Origin of the sequence: Panacibacter microcysteis (assembly GCF_015831355.1) — a bacterium.
Taxonomy (GTDB): domain Bacteria; phylum Bacteroidota; class Bacteroidia; order Chitinophagales; family Chitinophagaceae; genus Panacibacter; species Panacibacter microcysteis.
The window spans coordinates 1,534,169-1,554,513 of the sequence record NZ_JADWYR010000001.1; the positions used below are offsets into that span (position 1 = coordinate 1,534,169).

The 20,345-nt window shown below is 42.8% G+C and carries 22 protein-coding genes; 17 read left to right on the forward strand and 5 right to left on the reverse strand.

Going from position 1 to position 20,345, the window contains the following annotated elements; genetic code table 11:
- Positions 1-3: 3 nt before the first annotated feature.
- A complete protein-coding gene (locus tag I5907_RS06215; RefSeq protein ID WP_196989848.1) occupies positions 4-846 on the reverse strand; it encodes a transketolase in 843 nt (280 codons plus the stop codon).
- A gap of 179 nt (positions 847-1,025) precedes the next feature.
- Here I5907_RS06215 and I5907_RS06220 point away from each other — a divergent pair, with 179 nt between their 5' ends.
- The 3 genes from I5907_RS06220 to I5907_RS06230 all read left to right on the forward strand — a co-directional run bounded on the left by I5907_RS06220 (position 1,026) and on the right by I5907_RS06230 (position 3,148).
- A complete protein-coding gene (locus I5907_RS06220; RefSeq protein WP_196989849.1) occupies positions 1,026-2,210 on the forward strand; it encodes an MraY family glycosyltransferase in 1,185 nt (394 codons plus the stop codon).
- 97 nt (positions 2,211-2,307) lie between these two features.
- The gene (frr, locus tag I5907_RS06225; RefSeq protein WP_196989850.1) at positions 2,308-2,874 is read left to right on the forward strand and encodes a ribosome recycling factor; all 567 of its coding nucleotides are present in this window, start codon (positions 2,308-2,310) and stop codon (positions 2,872-2,874) included.
- 10 nt (positions 2,875-2,884) lie between these two features.
- Entirely contained in the window at positions 2,885-3,148 is a 264-nt protein-coding gene (locus I5907_RS06230) for a DUF4834 family protein (RefSeq protein WP_196989851.1), read from the forward strand.
- Positions 3,149-3,434: 286 nt separating this feature from the next.
- On the opposite strand, the gene I5907_RS06235 is transcribed toward I5907_RS06230, so the two are convergent.
- Positions 3,435-3,923 (reverse strand): DinB family protein, encoded by a 489-nt coding sequence (locus I5907_RS06235; protein ID WP_196989852.1) that lies wholly within the window; start codon positions 3,921-3,923, stop codon positions 3,435-3,437.
- A 164-nt stretch (positions 3,924-4,087) separates the two neighbouring features.
- On the opposite strand from I5907_RS06235, the gene I5907_RS06240 reads away from it, so the two are divergent.
- The 5 genes from I5907_RS06240 to I5907_RS06260 all read left to right on the forward strand — a co-directional run bounded on the left by I5907_RS06240 (position 4,088) and on the right by I5907_RS06260 (position 8,062).
- On the forward strand, positions 4,088-5,200 hold the full coding sequence (locus tag I5907_RS06240) for a sensor histidine kinase (protein ID WP_196989853.1): 1,113 nt from the start codon (positions 4,088-4,090) through the stop codon (positions 5,198-5,200).
- Complete coding sequence (locus tag I5907_RS06245; RefSeq protein WP_196989854.1) at positions 5,197-5,889, forward strand: LytR/AlgR family response regulator transcription factor; 693 nt, start codon at positions 5,197-5,199, stop codon at positions 5,887-5,889. Before I5907_RS06240 ends, I5907_RS06245 begins: the two co-directional genes overlap by 4 nt.
- A gap of 146 nt (positions 5,890-6,035) precedes the next feature.
- Positions 6,036-6,758 (forward strand): dioxygenase family protein, encoded by a 723-nt coding sequence (locus I5907_RS06250; RefSeq protein WP_196989855.1) that lies wholly within the window; start codon positions 6,036-6,038, stop codon positions 6,756-6,758.
- Positions 6,759-6,869: 111 nt separating this feature from the next.
- Entirely contained in the window at positions 6,870-7,385 is a 516-nt protein-coding gene (locus tag I5907_RS06255) for a hypothetical protein (RefSeq protein ID WP_196989856.1), read from the forward strand.
- Entirely contained in the window at positions 7,382-8,062 is a 681-nt protein-coding gene (locus tag I5907_RS06260; RefSeq protein WP_196989857.1) for a pirin family protein, read from the forward strand. Before I5907_RS06255 ends, I5907_RS06260 begins: the two co-directional genes overlap by 4 nt.
- 116 nt (positions 8,063-8,178) lie before the next feature.
- On the opposite strand, the gene I5907_RS06265 is transcribed toward I5907_RS06260, so the two are convergent.
- Together I5907_RS06265 and rpoN are read right to left on the reverse strand one after the other, a co-directional pair.
- Positions 8,179-8,829, reverse strand: a complete 651-nt coding sequence (locus tag I5907_RS06265) for a hypothetical protein (RefSeq protein WP_196989858.1) — start codon at positions 8,827-8,829, stop codon at positions 8,179-8,181.
- A gap of 16 nt (positions 8,830-8,845) precedes the next feature.
- The gene (gene rpoN, locus I5907_RS06270) at positions 8,846-10,279 is read right to left on the reverse strand and encodes an RNA polymerase factor sigma-54 (protein WP_231401983.1); all 1,434 of its coding nucleotides are present in this window, start codon (positions 10,277-10,279) and stop codon (positions 8,846-8,848) included.
- A gap of 185 nt (positions 10,280-10,464) precedes the next feature.
- On the opposite strand from rpoN, the gene I5907_RS06275 reads away from it, so the two are divergent.
- The 6 genes from I5907_RS06275 to I5907_RS06300 all read left to right on the forward strand — a co-directional run bounded on the left by I5907_RS06275 (position 10,465) and on the right by I5907_RS06300 (position 15,606).
- Positions 10,465-10,761 carry a hypothetical protein gene (locus I5907_RS06275; RefSeq protein WP_196989860.1) on the forward strand — a complete coding sequence of 99 codons (297 nt, stop codon included), beginning with the start codon at positions 10,465-10,467 and terminating at the stop codon, positions 10,759-10,761.
- Positions 10,762-10,900: 139 nt separating this feature from the next.
- Entirely contained in the window at positions 10,901-13,147 is a 2,247-nt protein-coding gene (locus tag I5907_RS06280) for a TonB-dependent receptor (protein WP_196989861.1), read from the forward strand.
- Positions 13,148-13,380: 233 nt separating this feature from the next.
- Positions 13,381-14,007 carry a hypothetical protein gene (locus I5907_RS06285; RefSeq protein WP_196989862.1) on the forward strand — a complete coding sequence of 209 codons (627 nt, stop codon included), beginning with the start codon at positions 13,381-13,383 and terminating at the stop codon, positions 14,005-14,007.
- Between the two features lie 63 nt (positions 14,008-14,070).
- On the forward strand, positions 14,071-14,679 hold the full coding sequence (locus I5907_RS06290; RefSeq protein ID WP_196989863.1) for a hypothetical protein: 609 nt from the start codon (positions 14,071-14,073) through the stop codon (positions 14,677-14,679).
- 2 nt (positions 14,680-14,681) lie between these two features.
- A complete protein-coding gene (locus I5907_RS06295; protein WP_196989864.1) occupies positions 14,682-15,281 on the forward strand; it encodes a hypothetical protein in 600 nt (199 codons plus the stop codon).
- A 28-nt stretch (positions 15,282-15,309) separates the two neighbouring features.
- Positions 15,310-15,606, forward strand: coding sequence for a winged helix-turn-helix domain-containing protein (locus I5907_RS06300; protein WP_196989865.1), 297 nt, complete (start codon positions 15,310-15,312; stop codon positions 15,604-15,606).
- A 3-nt stretch (positions 15,607-15,609) separates the two neighbouring features.
- Here I5907_RS06300 and mce read toward each other — a convergent pair whose 3' ends face one another.
- Positions 15,610-16,011 (reverse strand): methylmalonyl-CoA epimerase, encoded by a 402-nt coding sequence (mce, locus tag I5907_RS06305; protein WP_196989866.1) that lies wholly within the window; start codon positions 16,009-16,011, stop codon positions 15,610-15,612.
- Positions 16,012-16,121: 110 nt separating this feature from the next.
- Here mce and I5907_RS06310 point away from each other — a divergent pair, with 110 nt between their 5' ends.
- The 3 genes from I5907_RS06310 (at position 16,122) to gldG (ending at position 20,202) form a co-directional block, all read left to right on the forward strand.
- Positions 16,122-17,327 carry an IscS subfamily cysteine desulfurase gene (locus I5907_RS06310; RefSeq protein WP_196989867.1) on the forward strand — a complete coding sequence of 402 codons (1,206 nt, stop codon included), beginning with the start codon at positions 16,122-16,124 and terminating at the stop codon, positions 17,325-17,327.
- Positions 17,328-17,458: 131 nt separating this feature from the next.
- Positions 17,459-18,181 (forward strand): ABC transporter permease subunit, encoded by a 723-nt coding sequence (locus I5907_RS06315; RefSeq protein ID WP_196989868.1) that lies wholly within the window; start codon positions 17,459-17,461, stop codon positions 18,179-18,181.
- 275 nt (positions 18,182-18,456) lie between these two features.
- Positions 18,457-20,202 carry a gliding motility-associated ABC transporter substrate-binding protein GldG gene (gldG, locus tag I5907_RS06320; protein ID WP_196989869.1) on the forward strand — a complete coding sequence of 582 codons (1,746 nt, stop codon included), beginning with the start codon at positions 18,457-18,459 and terminating at the stop codon, positions 20,200-20,202.
- Positions 20,203-20,345: the final 143 nt, after the last annotated feature.

A 20,345-nucleotide genomic window follows, 5' to 3' on the forward strand; every position in this document is an offset into this window, starting at 1 on the left:
GCATTAATAGTCGCCCAGTGTTTCGGGTAATTGAGCAAGTGCTTTTGCAAGCTGGTCATTATTTGGCGCTATGCCGTGCCATTCATGATGCCCCTCCATAAAATCTACACCTTTGCCCATTACGGTTTTCATGAGTATGCAAACGGGTTTGCCATTACCTGTCATGCCTTTTGCTTTATTGATGGTGGCAATTACATCGTCCATATCGTTGCCGTCCATTTCAAGAACCAGCCAGCCAAATGCTTCGAATTTCAAACGCAGGTCGCCCAGGTTCATTACTTTGTCTGTAGGGCCGTCAATCTGCTGGCCATTCCAGTCAACGGTTGTTATCAGGTTATCTACTTTTAAGTGTGGTGCGCTTAAAACTGCTTCCCATATCTGTCCTTCGTCAAGTTCACCATCACCATGCAGTGAAAAAACAAGATGCTTATCGCCGTTTAATTTTTTGCTGAGCGCGGCACCAATTGCTACGCTCAATCCCTGGCCAAGAGAACCGCTTGCAACACGAATACCAGGCAGGTGTTCGTGCGTGGCCGGGTGGCCCTGCAGGCGTGTACCGAGTTTGCGAAAAGTAGACAGCTCTTTTACATCGAAATATCCTGAACGGGCAAGCGCCGAATAAAATACCGGGGATATGTGGCCATTGGACAGAAAGAAAACATCTTCATTTACAGCATCCATATTAAATGAAGGGTTGTGCTCCATAATACTAAAGTACAAGGCTGTAAAAAAATCTGTGCAACCAAGAGAACCGCCCGGATGGCCGCTTTGTACAGCGTGCACCATTCTTACAATATCTCTTCGTATTTGACTGGCAATATCTTTTAGCTCCGTTGTAGATTTCATGCTTTGGTTTTAGGATTGCAAATCTAAAGGATAAACTAAAAGAGTAATGCCCCGTGTGCCGAATTTGGACAGCTATTTTAAGCTTTTTTAAAAATTAAGCTCTATTTTCGCACTGTTTTGATCGCTGCTGTATTGCTATATGAGTGAAAAATCAGTTGATCACTAAAAAATTGCCCTAAATGATTTTAGTTGCTGTAGGGATGTTCATTGCTTATATTGTTACCTTCTTATTGATGCCTTTTATAATAAGAGTTGCCAGAATAAATAAGCTTTACGACAAGCCTGACGAAAGAAAAACACATACACATTCCATTTCTTCTCTTGGTGGTGTCGGTATGATTGCCGGTCTGTCGATCAGCGTACTGCTGGTAAGTGATTTCAGCATTGGTGATTCTGTTTTCCAATATTACCTTGCTTCCTTTTTTATCATTTTCATGCTGGGAGTGATTGATGATTTGTTTATTCTTCACCCGCTGAAAAAACTTGCAGGCCAGTTGCTTGTTTCTTTGATTGTAACTACAAAAGCTCATTTACTCATTACAAACCTGCAGGGGCTGGGCGGATTTTATGAACTTAATGCTACAGCAAGCTACCTCATTACTTTCTTTGCCATATTACTCATCATCAATTCCTTTAACCTGATTGATGGCGTAGATGGCCTCGCAGGTTCTTTAGGATTGGTATCGTCTGTGTTTTTTGGCTTACTGTTTTACCTCAAGGGTGATATGGGTTACGCGATTCTTGGTTTTGCAATGGCCGGAACATTGATGGCTTTTCTTGTTTTCAATTTTCCACCGGCGAGAATATTTATGGGCGATTCCGGCTCTATGCTGATAGGCCTGGTGAATGCAATTTTTGTTGTAAAAGTTATAGAACAAGGCAGCACAACATCCGGTGGTTTAAACATCAGTTCTCCGCTGGCGCTGGCATTCGCTATCGTTATCATTCCTGTATTAGACGTTTTGCGCGTTTTTATTGTAAGACTTACAAAAGGCTCTTCTCCTTTTACCCCGGATAGAAATCATATTCATCATTTACTGCTCAGTAAAGGTTTTAACCATATGCAGGTAACTATTACCATGCTGCTTGCAAGTATTTTCCTTGCATTTGCCGGGTATTTTTTAAATGCACTTAATGTAAACCTGGCAGCAATAATTCTTACCGCACTATTTTTCCTTGGTGTTTTTGTAGTTAAATTTTTCACCAGGTTTAATCCTTTGCATGTAGCGGACGAAAAGAAAAATCCTTCCGATGCCAAAGTGCTTAACCTGTATGCAGACGAGGCAGAAAACAACAAGCTCAATTCAAAAAAGGCTGCTGTAGAAAATATAGCCTTAACTGCTCCAAAAACAAAAGCAGAATAACTACACTGCAATAGAATATTACAAGGATTTATTAAAATGAGGCTTGCATTTTGAGAATGCATCATCTATTATTAGCTTTGCTGCACAAAAAATTACTATGGTTACGGAAGAACTGGAACTGATTATGGACGATGCTGAATCTTCTATGAAAAAAGCAATAGCCCATCTTGAAAGTGAACTTACAAAGATCAGGGCCGGAAAAGCCTCTCCTGCAATGCTCGATGGAATTAATGTAGAATATTATGGTTCTCCCACACCACTCAACCAGGTTGCAAATGTAAGCGTACTCGATGCCCGCACCATAAGCATTCAGCCCTGGGAAAAAAACATGCTCGCAGCCATAGAGCGGGCTATTTTACAGGCAAACATTGGTATTACGCCGCAAAATGATGGTGTACAGATAAGACTTTTTATGCCGCCTTTAACCGAAGAGCGCAGAAAAGAATTATTCAGAAAAGCAAGTGCAGAGGGCGAACATTCTAAAGTAGCTATACGCAATATCCGCAGAGATTCTATAGAGCATATAAAGAAACTGCAGAAAGACGGGTTAAGTGAAGATGCTGTTAAAGATGCAGAAAAAGATATACAGCTAATGACCGATAAATACATTGTTCTTGTAGATAAACACCTTGCAGCCAAAGAAAAAGAAATGATGGCTGTTTAAATAATTGCCCATGGCATTTGGAGAAATAATAGCCTTACTAATCGTTTTTTATATCGTTTATAAACTGGTATTTGATTTTGTAGTGCCCGTTGCAAAAACCACTTCCCGTTTTAAAAGCCAGGTAAACGAAATGCGGCGTATGCAGGAAGAACAACAAAACAGGCAACAATCACAACAACAGCCACAAAAACCAGCTCAGCCCGCAAACGTATCTACCAGGAAAGATACCACTACAACAGACGGGGAATACATAGAATTTGAAGATATAAAATAGTTATTATGAACCGGGCTGTTGAATATGCATTAAGCCCTGGTTGCGTCGCACTCTTGTACTACAGTGCTTTCTGCAACAACGATACTGCGTGTGCGGCTTTGGTGAAGATCATCACGTTCGTATTACATACAAATAATAAACACGACCCCGCCAAGCTTTCGAAACTTAGCGGGGTCTTGTTTTGTAAGTGCCTTACACAATGCCGCACAGGAAACCAAATGTACAAGTGAGTGACACAACCAAAGCTGATAGCAGCAATGCAGCCGGTCAACAAATTTTCTTATTCTTATTGCCTGTTCCAAAACGGCGGCGGCTCTATACCAAGAGAACGCAGGTAAACAAACCCCTGCCCCCTGTGATGAATTTCGTTATCGATAAAATAAAGTACGGACCAGTAGACCGTGCCATCCCACTGGCCAAAGGCAAGTTCTCGTTCCTGGAAGCGTTCGGGTTTTATGTTGGGCCATGTGCTGTTCAGCAGCTCGGTAACTTCATCCCAGCGGGCTAAAAGAGCTGCTTTTGTTGCAGGCTTTGGTCTGCTGTCTTCTCCAAACTTCTTCCACTCACCAGATTGAATACCGGTAATGCCGGGGCCGGTCATATCAATAAATTCCATTACAAGTTCTGAGAAAGGTCTCATGCCTCCGATTGAATAGGTAAATAATTTATCATCAGGAAATGCTTCAATGGTTTTACGGGTAAGTTTTCTGTGGCCCTGCCAGTGCTCCAGTAATTGTTCGGGCGTTATAACAGCTGCATTTGTTGTTTGATTCATGGTGTAATGTTTTAGTTTGAACAACAAAGTAAATCGGCTGTGCTGACAACCCTATGTCAGTAACCTTTTGAAATTTTCTTGTTTGCCGTAATAATATGCCTGCTAACCGCAAAATGCGCGTATGTACAAGCACCTTTACAGATCTTTGAGGCTGTCTGCATATCATGCAAAATAAAACGCAGGTCATACTGATCAATATTACCGGGTGCATATTGTTTCTTGCACTGCCACTGCTTTTTGCACCGCCTTCTTCCAGGATTTTTGTAGAGTTAAAAAGCCCGCCAACCGTAAAAGAGATAATTGCCTACAGCCTGCTGATTGTATATTTCTACCTCAATTTTTTTGTGCTGATACCAAAGTATTATTTCAGCCAGCGGTATTCGATTTTTGCAGGCTTTACCATTGTTTGTTTTTTTATTATAACGCTTACACCAAACCTTGTAATGGGTGTACAGGCCCACAGGCCGCCGGCTTTTCAACAGTTTGGTGCGGGGCCTGGTATGCCGCCGGATTCTTTCTACATGAGAGATTTTGGAAATCATGCATCGCAGCCGGTAATGCCACCGCCACCTGACAGGGGAGAAGATAGTTTTCTGTCAATAAGCACCATCAGCCATCACCTGTTTTTGTTTTTGGGTGTATTCTTCTTTTCATTACTGCTTAAGATCAACATCCGCTGGAAAAAGGCTGAGGAAGATAAACTGAATACAGAATTATCTTACCTGAAACTACAGGTGAACCCCCATTTTCTTTTTAATACCTTAAACAGTATTTATGCACTTGCGCTGGAGCAATCAGAGAATACAGCTACTGCTGTGGTAAAACTTTCAGCTATGATGCGTTATGTACTTACAGATGCAGGTAAAGAAATGATTGCCCTGGAAAAAGACATTGCTTATATAACCAGCTTTGTAGATCTGCAACAGTTGCGTTTTGGAAATACACTGCCCCTTACCTACGCGATAAACGGAGACATTGCCCACAGGCAAATTGCACCATTAATACTTATACCATTTATAGAAAATGCCTTTAAGCATGGTGTGAACGCTGAAGAAGCATCAACCATAGTCATCAACATTACAGTCGATGCCGGTATACTGCACCTTATGGTGCAAAACAACAAGGTTTTTGTACAACTGCCGGAAGAAGAAAGGACAGGCGTAGGTATTGCCAATGCCAGGAACAGGCTTAAATTACTGTATCCCGGCAAGCATAGCCTGCTTATCACAGACGCCGAAAAAGTATTTACTGTTTCTCTTAAACTGCATCTTTCATGATAAAAGCGGTAGCAATAGATGATGAGCCGCCAGCCTTACGGGTAATCGAAAATTTCTGCCTTAAAAGCGGGCTGGTAAGCGTTGAAAAAATGTTTAACAAACCACAGGAAGCACTGAGATATGTGAACCGATTTCCGGTTGATTTACTGTTCCTGGACATTAACATGCCTTCCCTGAAGGGTACCGATCTTTACCGTGCATTAAAGCAGCAAACAATGGTAATCTTTACTACAGCTTACAGTGAGTTTGCCGTGGAAGGGTTTGAACTAAATGCTGTCGATTATCTTTTAAAACCATTTACATACGATCGTTTTTTGCAGTCTGTTACCAAAGCCAGTGATTTTCATCAATACCTCAATAAGCAGTCTACGCAAAGAGACCAGTATCTTTTCATACGCGCAGATTACAGCCTCATTAAGATAAATCTGGCAGATATACTGTTTATTGAAGGCCTTGATGACTACCTGAAAATCCATATCAAAGATCAAAAGCCTGTTATAGCAAGAATGACGATGAAAGCCATGACAGAGAAATTGCCTGCAAACAATTTTATACGAGTACACCGCTCTTATATCGTGTCTTTCAGGCATATAGAAAATGTGCGCAGCAAAATAATTACAATTGCCGGCGAAGAAATACCTGTAGGAAACAGCTATGAAGAGCAGTTCTTTAATTCCTTTAACAAATAAGTTAACAACCTCAAAAATAGAATCCTTTACCGCATATTTTTTTCCCGCCCTTTCAATTGGTGAAAATTTGTAGTGCAAAATATCAGCACTAAAAATCAAAGACCATCGCAGCACATCTACGCTTACATCACATCAAAATTTCAGTTATGCAACGCAAAGATTTTTTAAGAAACGGTTTTGCCGCATTAGGCCTCGTAAGCATTGTACCACTGGCCTGTTCAAAAGAAGATGTTACTTCACCATCCGGCAATGATGACACAGGTGGATCGTCTGCAACCGGTGATTGTACTGTTTCACCTACAGAAACAGCGGGGCCGTTCCCTACAAAAACACCGTCTTCTCTTGTACGCTCAGATATAAGAGACGACAGAACCGGTGTTGTGCTCTCCGTAAACATCACAATACTCAATACCAACAATAGCTGCACGGCATTGCAGAATGCCATTGTAGATATATGGCACTGCGATAAAGATGGTTATTATTCCGAATATGGTGGTACAGGTATGCAAAGCGTAGATTACACCAATGTGAACTTTTTACGCGGCCGTCAAACAACAGGTACCGATGGTCTTGTAACGTTTACGTCTGTATTTCCTGGCTGGTATGCTGGTCGTGCGCCGCATATACACGTGCATGTCTACAATACATCAGGCACGTCATTGCTTGTAACGCAGATCGCCTTTCCTGAAGATGTAACAAAAACCGTCTACACCACCGCGCAGCTTTACGGTTACACCAAAGGCACACAAGACACAAGCAATGCGGCTGACAACATTTTTTCAGATTCTTTAGACCAGGAACTCGCCACAATTGCCGGAAGTATCAGCGAAGGATATACACTTACACACACTGTTTATGTGGCAGGTTAGTTTGTTTGTAATACCGGCAACAGTATTTCATGGCATCGCCTGTTGCGTCGCAATCACTTCATCGTAAGGTTAGTATGGCAACTGTTCCAGGCTATAAAAGCGCACAGATATATGGAAAGAACGATCATAAGGTTGTGTTACCGGAAAATTATTGATGCAACAGCTCAAAAGCCGTGGGATAAACTGGTGTTCGATGCTTCCTACAGCGAGTTTTTAATGCAGTTCCAGTTATATAACCAGCAAAATAAATACACAGATTTTAGTACAGTTGTCCAACAGGTTACGGGAGCAGACAAACTTCACTTTCTTGTAAGTACTGCTGTCACCGGCTATCTTAAACAGTTAAACGAAAAAGTTCCTGATGTTTTAAATAACGCGGGTAAAACGTTTTTAACGTTCAAACATTTCAGGTTTGAAATCATCAATTCCAATACACGTGATAAAAGCAAACACCAGGTTGCGGTTAACTTTTATTCAGAACCGCTTTTATGGTATACAACGGTGGGCAGCCAGTTAATTGTTGCGCCTGTTACCGAAGCAGCCAACATGGAGGCAGAAATGCTGACGGAGCAATTCAGCCTGCAGCCATTTTTAAGTATTTACTCAATTAAAACGATGTCATCATGAAGCAGGTGCAGGCAAAAATATTTTTATCAGAAGAACGTGGCCATTTTGAATCTGACTGGTTTAGAACTTGCAATACATTCAATTTCGGCGCTTATACAAACCAATACAAAGCGCCTTTCGAAACTCTTTACGGGTTTAACGAAGATACCCTTGCTGCAGTTAAACAAACTTCAGTAGAGGTGCCGCAAAACGCTGTTGTAGTAGTAATACCGCTTGCGGGGAAAATAGCATGTATTACTTCCACTGGTGAAGTGTTGCTCAGGGCAGGCGAAGCCTGCCTGGTAAGCGTGTACAAAGGCACAACAGTTACTTTTCAAAATCCGTTGGTGAAAGAAACCGTGAGTTACCTGCATATATGGGTGGCGGCGAAACATGATCAGCACAATAACGCACAACAGCTGGCAGGCTTTTACCTGCGGCAGCAACCGGGTATACTGTGCAAAATCTTCGATCACAAATCTGTGGTATTGTCAATCGGGTTGTTTAATGGAAGGTCTGAAGGTGTTTATACGTCAGGCAGCAGTGGCAACGTTTTCGCCTTTGTGCTCAGAGGTGCTTTTGAAGTACAAAACCGTTTGTTACATGCCGGGGATGGCCTGGCTTTTTGGAAAGTACAGGAAGTTGAATTTGAAGCATTATGTAACCATGCCATAATTGTTCTGGCAGAAATTTCCTGATGGTTTCTATTTCTTTGTTCGCTCCGGTCTTCGCACAGCCGAACAGGCTTGTTGCAGCACAAGAGTGCGACGCAACGGAAGCTTCATAGATATGCTTCTGCCGGGCTACAAAAATATTACGCAGAAAAATAAAAAGCGAGTAACTGGCACAATATGCCTATGAGCAGACCAGCATATACCTCGAAATTATTATGCTCTCCCAATACAAGACGCGCAGTGCATACAAGTCCTGTAATGATTGTTACAATAGCGAGGTCTGCACCAAAATAGGCCTGGTAAAAAAAATTGGTTACAATAACGAATGCCAGGAGGCCGCCTACGCCCATACCGTGCATGCTAATCTTAAAAAAGCTGTTGAGGATGAGGCCTGCAATGGTTGCAAAGAAGATAGATAGAAAAAAGAAACGTAACACTTCGGGCTGGTCTGTAAAATTTCTGCTGAGGTACCACATCCACCAGTAGAAGATCATAGTGATGATGTATGGTGCCATGCGCTCTTTCTGTGACCGCAGCATGATGCTTTCAATAAACTTTAGCCGCCATAAAAGAAATACGGAAAATGCCGGGAAGAAGGCTGTCATCCAGAATACCGTAATTTTCCTGGCGAATAACGCCATTGGTGTAATGCCTGCAAACTCGTATGGAAACCGGAGCAGTACCCAAAAAAAGACATACGTTGGTAAAAACAACGGATGAAAAATATACGATAATAATTTGGCCGGAACACGTAAATAGGCCGGCTGATGATCCGCGGATAATGCTTGCATGCCTGCAAAATAAAGCTTATAATTCTTTTCTTAGTCGTGCTACCGGAATGTTAAGTTGTTCTCGGTATTTTGCCACCGTACGGCGGGCTATGTTATAGCCTTTTTCCTGCAAAAGTTCTGTCAGGCGCTCATCGCTCAAAGGCTTTTTCTTGTCTTCGCCTTCAATAAGATCGCTCAGGATTTTCTTCACTTCTCTTGTACTTACTTCTTCGCCACTGTCTGTACTTAGAGACTCGCTGAAAAAGAATTTAAGGCGGTATGTACCAAATTCTGTCTGCACAAATTTGCTGTTGGCTACGCGGCTTACCGTAGAAATATCCAAACCGGTAATTTCTGCAATGTCTTTCAGGATCATTGGCTTCAGGTTCGTCTGGTCGCCGGTTAAAAAGAAATCATGCTGGTAATTCATGATAGCACTCATGGTACTGAGCAATGTATGCTGGCGCTGCTTGATCATGTCAATAAACCAACGCGCTGAATCGATCTTCTGCTTTATAAATAATACAGCTTCTTTCTGCCGTTTATCTTTTTTACTGCCACGGTCGTATTCTTTCAGCATATCCCTGTAACCTTCGCTGATGCGCAGATCCGGGGCATTACGGCTGTTAAGCGTAAGCTCGAGTTTGCCGTTATTATTCAGGATGAAAAAGTCGGGAACAATGTAGCTTTCCGCTTTGTTGATCTCGCCCATATTTCCGCCTGGTTTTGGATTCAGGCGAATGATAGAATTTATAACGTTTTTGAGATCTTCATCGGTAAGGTTGAGCCCACGTTGAATTTTTTCGTAGTGCTTTTTGGTAAATTCTTCAAAGTATTTGTCGAGCACCTGTATAGCCAGTGCTACATCTTTGCCCTCCAGCAGGTGCCGGTTAAGCTGTAGTAAAAGACATTCGCGTAAATCCCTTGCGCAAATACCGGGCGGGTCAAATTGCTGGATCTTGCGGATAATTTCGTTTATTTCCTCTTCTGTTGCATCAACATTCTGCCGGAAGGCAAGATCATCTGCAATGGAAGAAATTTCGCGTCTCAGGTAGCCGTCGTCGTCAATGCTGCCTACCACCTGTTCTGCGATCTTAAAACTTTTTTCGTCTAAGGAAAGCATACCCAACTGGTCCAGCAATGCCTCGTGGAATGATGTTTCTATTTTATATGGCAGGGTTTTCTGATCATCCATTTCAGGATAATTATCGTCCCTGGTGCGGTAGTCTGCTATTTCATCGTCTCCGTCTGAAACATACTCGCTGATATCGATGTTTTCGTATTCAGACTCGCTGCCATCCATATCACTGCTTTCATCTGCTTCATCATAATTATCAGCGTTGTCCAGGTTTAATTCACTGTCAAAGTCTTCATCGTGTTCTTCTTCGCCCTGTTCCAGTGCGGGATTTTCTTCCAGTTCTTCTTTAATGCGCTCTTCCAAATGGGCAGTAGGCACCTGCAGCAACTTCATAAGCTGAATTTGCTGGGGGGACAATTTTTGTAGTAGTTTCTGCTGTAGTGATTGACTTAATGCCATAGGTTAAAAACTCTCCTGCTCTCGCCTGCGTTATACTTTTAAATCTAAATTGAATTTTAATGGAAATCTATAGTCTCTGTAATGCCGTAAATTTACACACAAATACACTTAACATAAACGTGAAGCAAATTTGTTTCTTATTTTTTGGCTTACTATTCGTCGCATACACTGCAAAAGGGCAGCGGCGCAATGATAGCATATTTCATGCTATCAAAGTGTCAAAAGAGGATATAAAAATCATTCCAATACGTGTATTGCCGGGTAATTTTTACGCATTAAATGTGGGTTATTTTTGCAAAAAGGAAATTCAGGCACAGAAAATGCTGAAAGTGCCCTTCAAATTCAGGTTAGGCTCCGTTAATTACACAGATGCCCTGGAAGGTAAAAGCAATTCCTGGTTTTATCTCAGGCAATAGTGTGTAGTATATTCCCCGTGACAACTAAAGCAACTATCCTCTTTCCACATTTTTCATGACACAATTCAAATATGGATTCGCTGCAAATATTTGGTTTATAAAATAAACTACTTTATGTTTGTGGCATCAAAACATATTTATGAGACCTTTCTTTATAATGTGCACCCTATTACTTTTTCATACTGCCAAAGCCCAGGTTATGGTCAGCGGTAAAATAAAAGACAATCGTGGAAGACCTGTATTGGCTGCAAGCATTTCCCTTAAGGATACATACGACGGGGCCGTTGCAGACTCTGCCGGCACTTACCATTTTACAACTACAGAGAAAGGAAACTTTGTGCTGATGGTAACATGTGCAGGCTACAAAACTGTAGAGCAAAACGTCACAATTGCGGCCACGGCACTTACCATCGATTTCGTATTAAAAGAAGAACTGAATGAACTGAAAGCGGTTACAGTAACCGCTGGGTCCTTTGCTGCCGGTGATAATAAAAGAGCAGCGACTGTGTTAACCTCGCTCGATGTGGTAACAGTCGGCGGCGGCAACGCAGATATTACCGCTGCGGTAAAAACATTACCCGGTGCACAACAGATCGGTGAAAGGGAAGGGCTTTTTGTACGTGGTGGCACCGGCTCAGAAACCAAACAGTTTATAGACGGCACCCTTGTTAATAACCCCTTTTATACCAGTGTGCCCGATATTGCCGGCCGCGGCCGTTTTTCCCCGTTTCTTTTTAAGGGAACAGTTTTTAGTACAGGTGGTTATTCAGCATTGTATGGCCAGGCATTGTCTTCAGCACTTATTCTCGAATCTATAGACCTGCCCGAACAATCTACTGCCAGTTTATCCATCTCTCCGATCATTTTAGGCGGCGGGTTGCAGCAACTAAACAGCAAAAAGACCTCGTCCTGGGGTGTAAACTATAACTATGTAAACCTTGTCGGTTACTTCAAGATTGTTAAACAAACGCCCGACTACTTTAAAATGCCTCAATTTCATAATGCAGATGCCAACTTTCGTTTTAAAACCAAACGTGGCGGTATGGTTAAATACTATACCACCTTTGCACACAGCGATCTTGGCCTGAGGAGACCAGATATAGACAGTCTTTCCCTCAAAGCTGCATTCGGTCTAAAAAACCTGAACTGGTATAACAACCTTAGCTGGCGTGAAAATCTCGGTAATGGCTGGAAGATGAACCTGGGCGCTGGTTTTAGCACAAATACAGACGACCTTACCCAGGAATTGCAGGACCAGCAAAACAAACCGGCAAAAATTGATGACCAGTTCTGGTCTTTCGGTAAAAACTTTGTTATTAAAAACAGGCAGGAACTTTCGCAGGTAAGGGCGGTATTTGACAAAAAACTTTTTGGAATAAGCACCATACGCTTTGGCGGAGAATATATGTATGGTACATACAACACCAATTTCAACGACTCTTTTGTAAGCAACCTGCATGATAATTATGCAGCAGTTTTTGCAGAAACAGACATTTATATAACAAACGATCTTGCAGCAAAAGTTGGTGGCCGGTTCGAGCATTCTTCCATTATAAACAAAGCGAACATTGCACCGCGTATTTCATTGGCGTACAAAGTGGGTAAGGGCGGGCAATTCTCTGCAGCATATGGTATCTTTTACCAAAAACCGGAATATAACGAGCTGGTGTATACAACGGCGCTGGGCTACACAAAAGCTACGCACTACATTCTCAATTACCAGAAAACGACCAACGACAGAATTTTTCGCATAGAAGGCTTTTACAAACAATACGCAAACCTCGTAAAATATCAGCCGGTTTCTTATTTCTTCAATATGTACACCAATGTCGGCGATGGTTATGCAAAGGGCATCGAACTTTTCTTTCGCGACAAAAAAACCATAAAGAACCTCGACTACTGGGTAAGTTATTCTTACCTGGATACAAAGCGCCAGTTCATGAGGTATCCGCAGCAATTGCAACCAGATTTTGCGGCTAACCATACAGCATCGCTCGTGGTAAAAAGATTCGTGATAGACTGGAAAACGGGTTTCAACTTTACGTACAGTTATGCCACCGGCAGGCCATATTATAATTTTCAGTACAACCCGGCCGGCAATAAGTTTGTCATTGCAGACCAGGGTAAAACCAAAGATTATCACAACCTTGGTTTTAGCATGAATTATGTGCCCAGTATTGGTAAAACAAAACCAAAGGTCTTTTGGGTATTGGTGGCCAGTATTACAAATGTGCTTGGTGCAAACCAGGTTTACGGGTACAATTATTCGCTGGATGGCTCCAACAAAGTTCCCATTACACCGCCCGCCAAAAGGTTCTTTTTTGTGGGTGCATTTTTTAGCTGGGGTGTAGACAGAACACAGGATGCCATCAACAATAACCTGTAAAAGAAAAATGATGGGCCCGGCAGTTGTATTACTATGAGGCTTCCGTTGCGTCGCACTCTTGTACTGTCGAATGCACATCAGCACGGAGATGCTGCCGGCGCCAGTGTAAGGTCGGCAGCAGCGCTTCGCAATGCTGCACAATGAACAGAACGTACAAGGGAGTGACACAACAGGCGATGCCCAAAGAACAAAAAGTTTGTAAACAAAAACATACATCTTATAATTATTACACCATGAAAAAAATGATCTTTTCTTTTTTGCTGCTGGCTTCAGCATCGGTAATGGCGCAAAGCGACAAGTACGAAGCTGCTATGAAAAAATCCATTACAGCTTTAGACAGCGCCAAAACCGCGCTGGAATTTCAAACAGCCGCTGCATCTTTTGAGCGCATTGGCGATGCAGAAAAAACACAGTGGCTGCCTTTTTATTATGCCGGCCTGGCTTATGCCACACTCGGCTGGGTAGATCAAACAGCAGATAAAGATGCAAACGCCGCCAAAATAAAGACACTGTGCGATAAGGCCGAAGCCATAGAGAAAAATGCGGAAATATATGCGCTGCGCAATATGGCTGCCACACAGCAAATGATTGTAGACCCGCAAAGCCGCTGGATGACGTACGGCCAGGAAGCTTCGGCTGCACTTGACAAGGGTATACAGCTAGACCCTAATAACCCAAGACTTTATTACCTGCAGGGTATGAGCATTTTTAACACACCTGAGCAATTTGGCGGTGGTAAGGCAAAAGCAAAACCTGTATTGCAAAAAGCAGTAGACCTGTATAATGCAGAACAACCAAAACCATTGTACCCGCATTGGGGCAAAGAGCAGGCTGTGCAGGCATTGGCACAATGCCAGTAAAACCATGCAGGGGCAATACTGTTACAATTGCTCCTGTTTTCATTTCAACACATACATATTTCTATGATGGCGCAAGGTGACCAGGAGTTTACTCCGCAACAAAGTCTGCAACTGATTGAAAGTATCATCAACCGTGCAAAAGACAATTTTGCCGAACGTGGCTTTATGTACCTGGTTTGGGGCTGGGCTGTGTTTATACTAAGTCTTGTACAATTTGTGTTGCTGCATTTTTACCAGTACCCCAAACATTATATGGTATGGATGTGCTCCTGGCTGGTACTGGCATACCATGTATTGTACATGCGTAAAAAAGCAAGGACACAAACAGTCCGCACATATACAGACTACATCATCAGCTATGTATGGATCACCTTTATCATCATGCTTTTCCTGCTGGGTTTTTTGCTGGGCAGGTTACTGGGCGGCGATTATTTTTATCATATCAATCCCATTTTGCTTGCACTGTATGGCATGCCCGTGTTTCTTACAGGTATTATCATGCGGTTTACACCACTTATTGTTGGTGCCGTAAGCTGTTGGGTGCTTTCTGTAGTAACGACTTTCATAGAAATCTACGACTACCAGTTTTTAATGTTGCCGGTGGCCATGCTTGTTGCGTGGATCATTCCCGGTTATTTACTAAAAGCGAAGTACAATAAACAAAATGCATAACTATGGCACAGGAAAAACAACTTAGTAACCAGGAAAGCCTGCAGCTTATCAATCGTATGATACATGAAGCCAAAGGTTATTTTTATGAAAGTGGTATTGGTGCACTGGTTTATGGTTTCAGTATTATTGCCTGCAGCATACTGGCATGGCTGAGAGATGCGCAAATGATCACCTTTCCGTTTCATCCTTTTTACATGCTTATACCAGTATTTTTTGTGCAGTCTTTTATACAGGTAAAGGAAGAAAAAAAGAAGCAGGCAAAAACTTTTACCGATGAGGCTATTGATTATGTATGGGTGGGTTATTTTCTTGCAGTGTTTACCAGTTTTACAGCGGCCTTTGCGGGCTATAACTATGCAATAATTTCCTTTGTACTTATTCTTACAGGCCTGGCGGCCTTTCTTACCGGTGCTTTGTCGAAGTTCCGGTATCACATAGTGGCAGCGATCATTACGTGGCTGTTGGCGGCTTTTTCATTCTTTGTGCAAAACGCCAATATTTACCTGCTGCTTGGCGGTGCCGCGCTGCTGGTATGGGTTATTCCGGGTTTTATTTTAAATAGCATGTTTAGAAAACAACAAAAGATGGTTGCCCGGGCGTAGGTTTAATCGCAGATGAAAATTAAAGCGGATGTTTAAAGAACTGGATCCCATATTGCATTCTCAGCTAAGACTGGCGGTTATGAGTTTACTCATCAGCGTAAAGGAGGCCGACTTTACATTCATTAAAGAAAAGACGAATGCAACAGCGGGTAACCTGAGTGTGCAGGTGCAGAAATTAAAAGAAGCAGGCTATATTGAAGTCATCAAAGAATTTAAGGATAACTATCCTAAAACCACGTGTAAAATAACGCCGCAGGGCATTACTGCTTTTGAAGAATATGTAAAAGCGCTGCAGCAATACCTGCAACTGGGCCAGAAAAAATAAACGTTACTGTATACCCTGGCAAAGTTCTATTAATACACCATTTGTGCCTTTGGGGTGCAGAAAGCAAACAAGCTTATTGTCTGCGCCCTTTCTGGGTACTTCATTCAGCACCTGGAAACCCTCGGCCATCAGGCGTTTTATTTCCTTCTCTATGTTTTCCACTTCAAAAGCTATATGGTGCATCCCTTCCCCCTTTCGTTCAATAAATTTCGCAATTACGCTGTTCTCATCCGGGCTTTCCAATAGTTCAATTTTTGTCTCCCCTTTTTGAAAGAAAGCAGTGTTTACTTTTTCACTTTCCACAGATTCCATTTTATAACAGGGGGTATTTAACAACTTTTCGAACAACGGAATAGATATAGAAAGGTCTTTTACTGCAATGCCAATGTGTTCTGCTCTTAACATGTTAAAGTGGTTTTCGATATACGTAAATAGGTTTTGTAAAACCCTGCCGGAACTAAAAGTAGAACCATTTGGCATAAATTTGTTACAAGACGTACAAACAAATTCTTCGCATGCTAAAGTTGCCTGTATACCTGGATTATAATGCTACCACACCTGTCGATCCCAGGGTGCTTGAGGCCATGTTGCCATACTTTACGCAACATTTTGGTAATGCTGCCAGTCGCAACCATGCATTTGGGTGGGAAGCGGAAGAAGCAGTTGACTACGCACGTGAACAGGTGGCAAAACTGGTGGGTGCAGAAACGAAAGAAATCATTTTTACCAGCGGCGCTACCGAGTCAGACAACCTTGCAATAAAGGGTGTCTTTGAAATGTATGCCGGCAAAGGCAATCACATTATTACCTGCGTTACAGAACACAAGGCCGTATTAGATACCTGTAACCACCTGGAAAAACTTGGAGCTTCCGTAACCTGCCTGCCGGTACACGAAGATGGACTGATTGACCCTGCAGAACTGGAAGCCGCCATAAGGCCTGAAACAATCCTTATTGCAATCATGTATGCCAACAACGAGATTGGTGTATTGCAACCCGTAAAGGAAATAAGTGCAATTGCCAGGAAACATGGCGTACTATTTTTTACAGATGCCACACAGGCTGTGGGCAAAATTCCGGTAAATGTGCAGGAAGATGGTATAGACATAATGGCTTTTTCCGCACACAAGATTTACGGGCCCAAAGGTGTTGGCGCCTTATATGTGCGCAGGAAGAGCCCGCGTGTAAGGCTTACTGCGCAAATGGATGGCGGCGGGCACGAGCGGGGCATGCGCAGTGGTACACTCAACGTGCCGGGTATTGTAGGGCTTGGTAAAGCCTGTGAGCTCTGCAGGCTGGAAATGGGTGAAGAAAGTAAACGCTTAAAAGCATTAAGGGATAATCTGGAAGATGCATTGCTCGGCCTGGAAGCCACGCAGTTAAATGGCCACAAAGAACAACGTCTGCCGCACCTGTCAAACATTTCATTTAAGTATATAGAAGGCGAAGCGCTGATCATGAGTTTTAGCAAATACATGGCGTTGTCAACAGGTTCTGCATGCACCTCTGCCTCTATGGAACCCAGCTATGTATTAAAGGCGTTGGGTAATACAGATGAAACAGCACATGCATCCTTACGTTTCGGGCTGGGCCGTTTTACCACGGCAGAAGAGGTAGCGTTTGCCATAGAGCAAATAACTGCAGCTGTAAATAAGCAGCGCGAATTAAGCCCCACATGGGAAATGTATAAAGAAGGTGCCAGGCTTAATTCCGTGGAATAAAAATGACACCGCAGGTGTCTGTAACAAGCAAGGGTTGTAAGTGAACATACAAAACTGCCGGAGTATGAAACCTCCGGCTTTTTTATGGTATTAGCAACACTTTGAATGTGTATTTCTTATAGCTTTGATGCATGTGGATGATCTGCACAAAAGAATGGCGACAGTTTTTCAGTTCTCTTTCAGGTTATATAGCAATGATCGTATTCCTGTTGCTCTGCGGGCTCATGTTGTTCGTATTTCCCGATACCAGCCTGCTCGATTTTGGCTATGCTTCACTCAACGGTTTTTTTGAGATTGCCCCGTGGATATTACTTTTCCTTGTACCTACCGTAACCATGCGCAGCCTGTCAGATGAATACAAAGGCGGCACCTTTGAGCTACTCAAAACAATGCCATTAAAACCATCGCAGATTGTTTGGGGCAAATTCTTTGGCGCATTGCTTATTGTTGCACTTACACTTGTACCAACAGTTATCTACGCATTTTCCCTGCAGGTACTCAGCGCTGTTGGTGGTTTAGATGCAGGCAGCACTATTGGCAGCTACATAGGGTTGCTTATGCTGGGTGCGGTATTTACCGCGGTGGGCATATGCACCAGCAGTTTTACCAATAATACCATTGTTGCGTTTGTAAGCGGCGCTTTTGTTTGCTTTCTGCTTTTCACAGGTTTTGAGGCAGTAAGCAAATTGCCTGTCTTTGCAGCAGGTGCAGACTATTTTATAGAAATGCTCGGCATAAAATTTCATTACAATAGTATCAGCAAAGGGGTAATAGATATAAGAGATATATTGTACTTCGCAGGTGTAATATTGATTTTCCTGCTCATTACACAGCGTAATGTGGCAAGAAGATAATGGTGAGCCAGGCAGTTGAATAAGCATGTAACTGCCGTTGCGTCGCACTCTTGTACTGTTGAATATGTATCAACACTCAGTATACAGTTCCGCCGCAATGTGCAAAGATTTGTGTGTGGCGGCCTGTTAAACAATTACACAATGCACCCACATTTGTGCAGGTAACGAAACAAAAACGCTTCGCAAAGATGAATAGCGAACCGAACGTACAAGTGAGTTACACAACCAAAGCCGGGCAACGAACAAAAGCCGGTCAATAAAGCGTACAACAAGAAATGAGCAAGATTTTACAACACAGGTATTGGTGGATCATTATACTGGCACTCTTCCCGGTTATTACCTATGTATCTTCTTTATTCAGCTATCGTATAGACCTTACGGCTGAAAAAAGATTCAGCCTTACTGAGCCCACAAAGAAACTGCTCAGCAACCTCGATTCTGTTATTGATATACAGGTATACCTTACCGGAGACCTTCCTGCAGATTATAAAAAACTCAATATTGCCACGCAGGATATACTCAATGAGTTTCGCGACCTCAGCAACAACCGTGTGCAGGTAAGTTATATAAGCCCCGGAGAAGGTCTTGATGACAGCGCAAAAACATACCTGTACGACAGCCTTTCGCGCCTTGGGGTGGTTTTTGAACAAACGCAGCATGTTTCTGCCGCAAGTGATAAAGCAACCAACCAGCTCATTATTCCTTCCGCTTTGGTTACGTACGGTAACCGCAAGCCGTTTGCAGTTGACCTGCGCAGCAGCCGCAAAGTTTTTAAAAACTTTAATGTGGTAAACGACCTGCCACAGGAAGATAAAGAAGCAACGCTGAATGCAGCAGAAGCGTTGCTCGAATTTAAGTTTGCCAACGCCATTGATAAACTAACCCGCACGTATATTCCTGTTGTGGCGTATGCTGTTGGCAATGGCGAACCGGTTGATTACCGCATTAACGACCTGGGCGAGAACCTGCGGAACGATTACCGCCTGGCCATCTTCGATCTAAAGCAGGGTTATCCAAATGCTAAACAAATAGATGCATTGCTTATTGTAAAACCTACACAGCCTTTTACAGATGAAGACAAACTCAAGATCGACCAGTATGTAATGAATGGCGGAAAGGTGATCTGGTGCGTGGACAAATTATATGCAGAACTGGACAGCCTGATGCGCAGCCAGAGCGATTTTGTTGCCTTCGATCGCAACCTTAATATAGACGACATATTGTTTAAATATGGCGTACGCATAAACGGAGACCTGCTGCAGGATCTTAACTGCGCAAAGATACCGATTGTGGTAGGCCAGAACCCCGATGGCAGCCCGCAGATGCAGCGCTTTCCCTGGCCTTATTACCCTTTTGTAAATGCTGTAAACAATAACCCCGTATCTAAAAATCTCGACAGGGTATTGCCCATCTTTCCTTCGAGTATAGACACGGTAGATGCGCCGGGTGTAACCAAAACAGTATTACTTGCCAGTGATACCAACAGCCGCAGGTTAACATCGCCGGCAATGGTTACGCTAAACAGTATAAAAGACGATGCAGATTTTCAAACTTTTAATAAAAGCCACATACCGGTTGCCGTATTGCTCGAAGGCAACTTTACATCCCTGTACGCAAACAGGCTTACAAAAGAAATACAGGATTCTGTAACAAGGGCGGCGGGCAATAATTTTGCAAAGGCTTCTGTAAGCCCCACAAAGCAGATTGTAATGAGCGATGCCGATATAGTAACAAATTCAGTAAGCCAGTCAACCGGTCCGCTGGCCATGGGCGAAATACCTTTTGAAAACTATCGTTTTGCTAACCGTGAATTTTTTCTCAACTGCATAGATTATCTCGTAAGTAACAACGGCATTTTCCAGTCGCGGAACAAAGACTTTACACTGCGCCTGCTGGATAAGAAAAAAACGCAGGAACAGCGCAGTATGTGGCAGATAATAAATATTGCCGTACCAATAGTTGTAATACTTTTGTTTGGCGCTGTTTATGCATGGCAAAGAAAGCGAAAATATAGTGTGTAGTTTTTTATGGGCCCGGCTTAAGTAAGGCTATTAAACATCGTTGCGTCGCACTCTTGTACGTCTGCCACAGAAGTCAGCAAAGCGAAGTTTTACAGAAGTCAGCATACAACATGGCTATTACAGTTGCAGGCTTTTGCACCATG

What these genes read in the sequence shown, in the direction of transcription:
- I5907_RS06285 (WP_196989862.1), top strand. Translation starts at nt 13,381, where the DNA reads ATGAAAAAAATGATCTTTTCTTTTTTGCTGCTGGCTTCAGCATCGGTA.
- I5907_RS06220 (WP_196989849.1), top strand. Translation starts at nt 1,026, where the DNA reads ATGATTTTAGTTGCTGTAGGGATGTTCATTGCTTATATTGTTACCTTC.
- I5907_RS06280 (WP_196989861.1), top strand. Translation starts at nt 10,901, where the DNA reads ATGAGACCTTTCTTTATAATGTGCACCCTATTACTTTTTCATACTGCC.
- I5907_RS06230 (WP_196989851.1), top strand. Translation starts at nt 2,885, where the DNA reads ATGGCATTTGGAGAAATAATAGCCTTACTAATCGTTTTTTATATCGTT.
- I5907_RS06290 (WP_196989863.1), top strand. Translation starts at nt 14,071, where the DNA reads ATGATGGCGCAAGGTGACCAGGAGTTTACTCCGCAACAAAGTCTGCAA.
- I5907_RS06235 (WP_196989852.1), bottom strand. Translation starts at nt 3,923, where the DNA reads ATGAATCAAACAACAAATGCAGCTGTTATAACGCCCGAACAATTACTG.
- I5907_RS06315 (WP_196989868.1), top strand. Translation starts at nt 17,459, where the DNA reads ATGTGGATGATCTGCACAAAAGAATGGCGACAGTTTTTCAGTTCTCTT.
- frr (WP_196989850.1), top strand. Translation starts at nt 2,308, where the DNA reads ATGGTTACGGAAGAACTGGAACTGATTATGGACGATGCTGAATCTTCT.
- I5907_RS06215 (WP_196989848.1), bottom strand. Translation starts at nt 846, where the DNA reads ATGAAATCTACAACGGAGCTAAAAGATATTGCCAGTCAAATACGAAGA.
- rpoN (WP_231401983.1), bottom strand. Translation starts at nt 10,279, where the DNA reads ATGAAGTTGCTGCAGGTGCCTACTGCCCATTTGGAAGAGCGCATTAAA.
- I5907_RS06250 (WP_196989855.1), top strand. Translation starts at nt 6,036, where the DNA reads ATGCAACGCAAAGATTTTTTAAGAAACGGTTTTGCCGCATTAGGCCTC.
- I5907_RS06300 (WP_196989865.1), top strand. Translation starts at nt 15,310, where the DNA reads ATGTTTAAAGAACTGGATCCCATATTGCATTCTCAGCTAAGACTGGCG.
- I5907_RS06245 (WP_196989854.1), top strand. Translation starts at nt 5,197, where the DNA reads ATGATAAAAGCGGTAGCAATAGATGATGAGCCGCCAGCCTTACGGGTA.
- mce (WP_196989866.1), bottom strand. Translation starts at nt 16,011, where the DNA reads ATGTTAAGAGCAGAACACATTGGCATTGCAGTAAAAGACCTTTCTATA.
- gldG (WP_196989869.1), top strand. Translation starts at nt 18,457, where the DNA reads ATGAGCAAGATTTTACAACACAGGTATTGGTGGATCATTATACTGGCA.
- I5907_RS06260 (WP_196989857.1), top strand. Translation starts at nt 7,382, where the DNA reads ATGAAGCAGGTGCAGGCAAAAATATTTTTATCAGAAGAACGTGGCCAT.
- I5907_RS06310 (WP_196989867.1), top strand. Translation starts at nt 16,122, where the DNA reads ATGCTAAAGTTGCCTGTATACCTGGATTATAATGCTACCACACCTGTC.
- I5907_RS06255 (WP_196989856.1), top strand. Translation starts at nt 6,870, where the DNA reads ATGGAAAGAACGATCATAAGGTTGTGTTACCGGAAAATTATTGATGCA.
- I5907_RS06265 (WP_196989858.1), bottom strand. Translation starts at nt 8,829, where the DNA reads ATGCAAGCATTATCCGCGGATCATCAGCCGGCCTATTTACGTGTTCCG.
- I5907_RS06295 (WP_196989864.1), top strand. Translation starts at nt 14,682, where the DNA reads ATGGCACAGGAAAAACAACTTAGTAACCAGGAAAGCCTGCAGCTTATC.
- I5907_RS06240 (WP_196989853.1), top strand. Translation starts at nt 4,088, where the DNA reads ATGCAAAATAAAACGCAGGTCATACTGATCAATATTACCGGGTGCATA.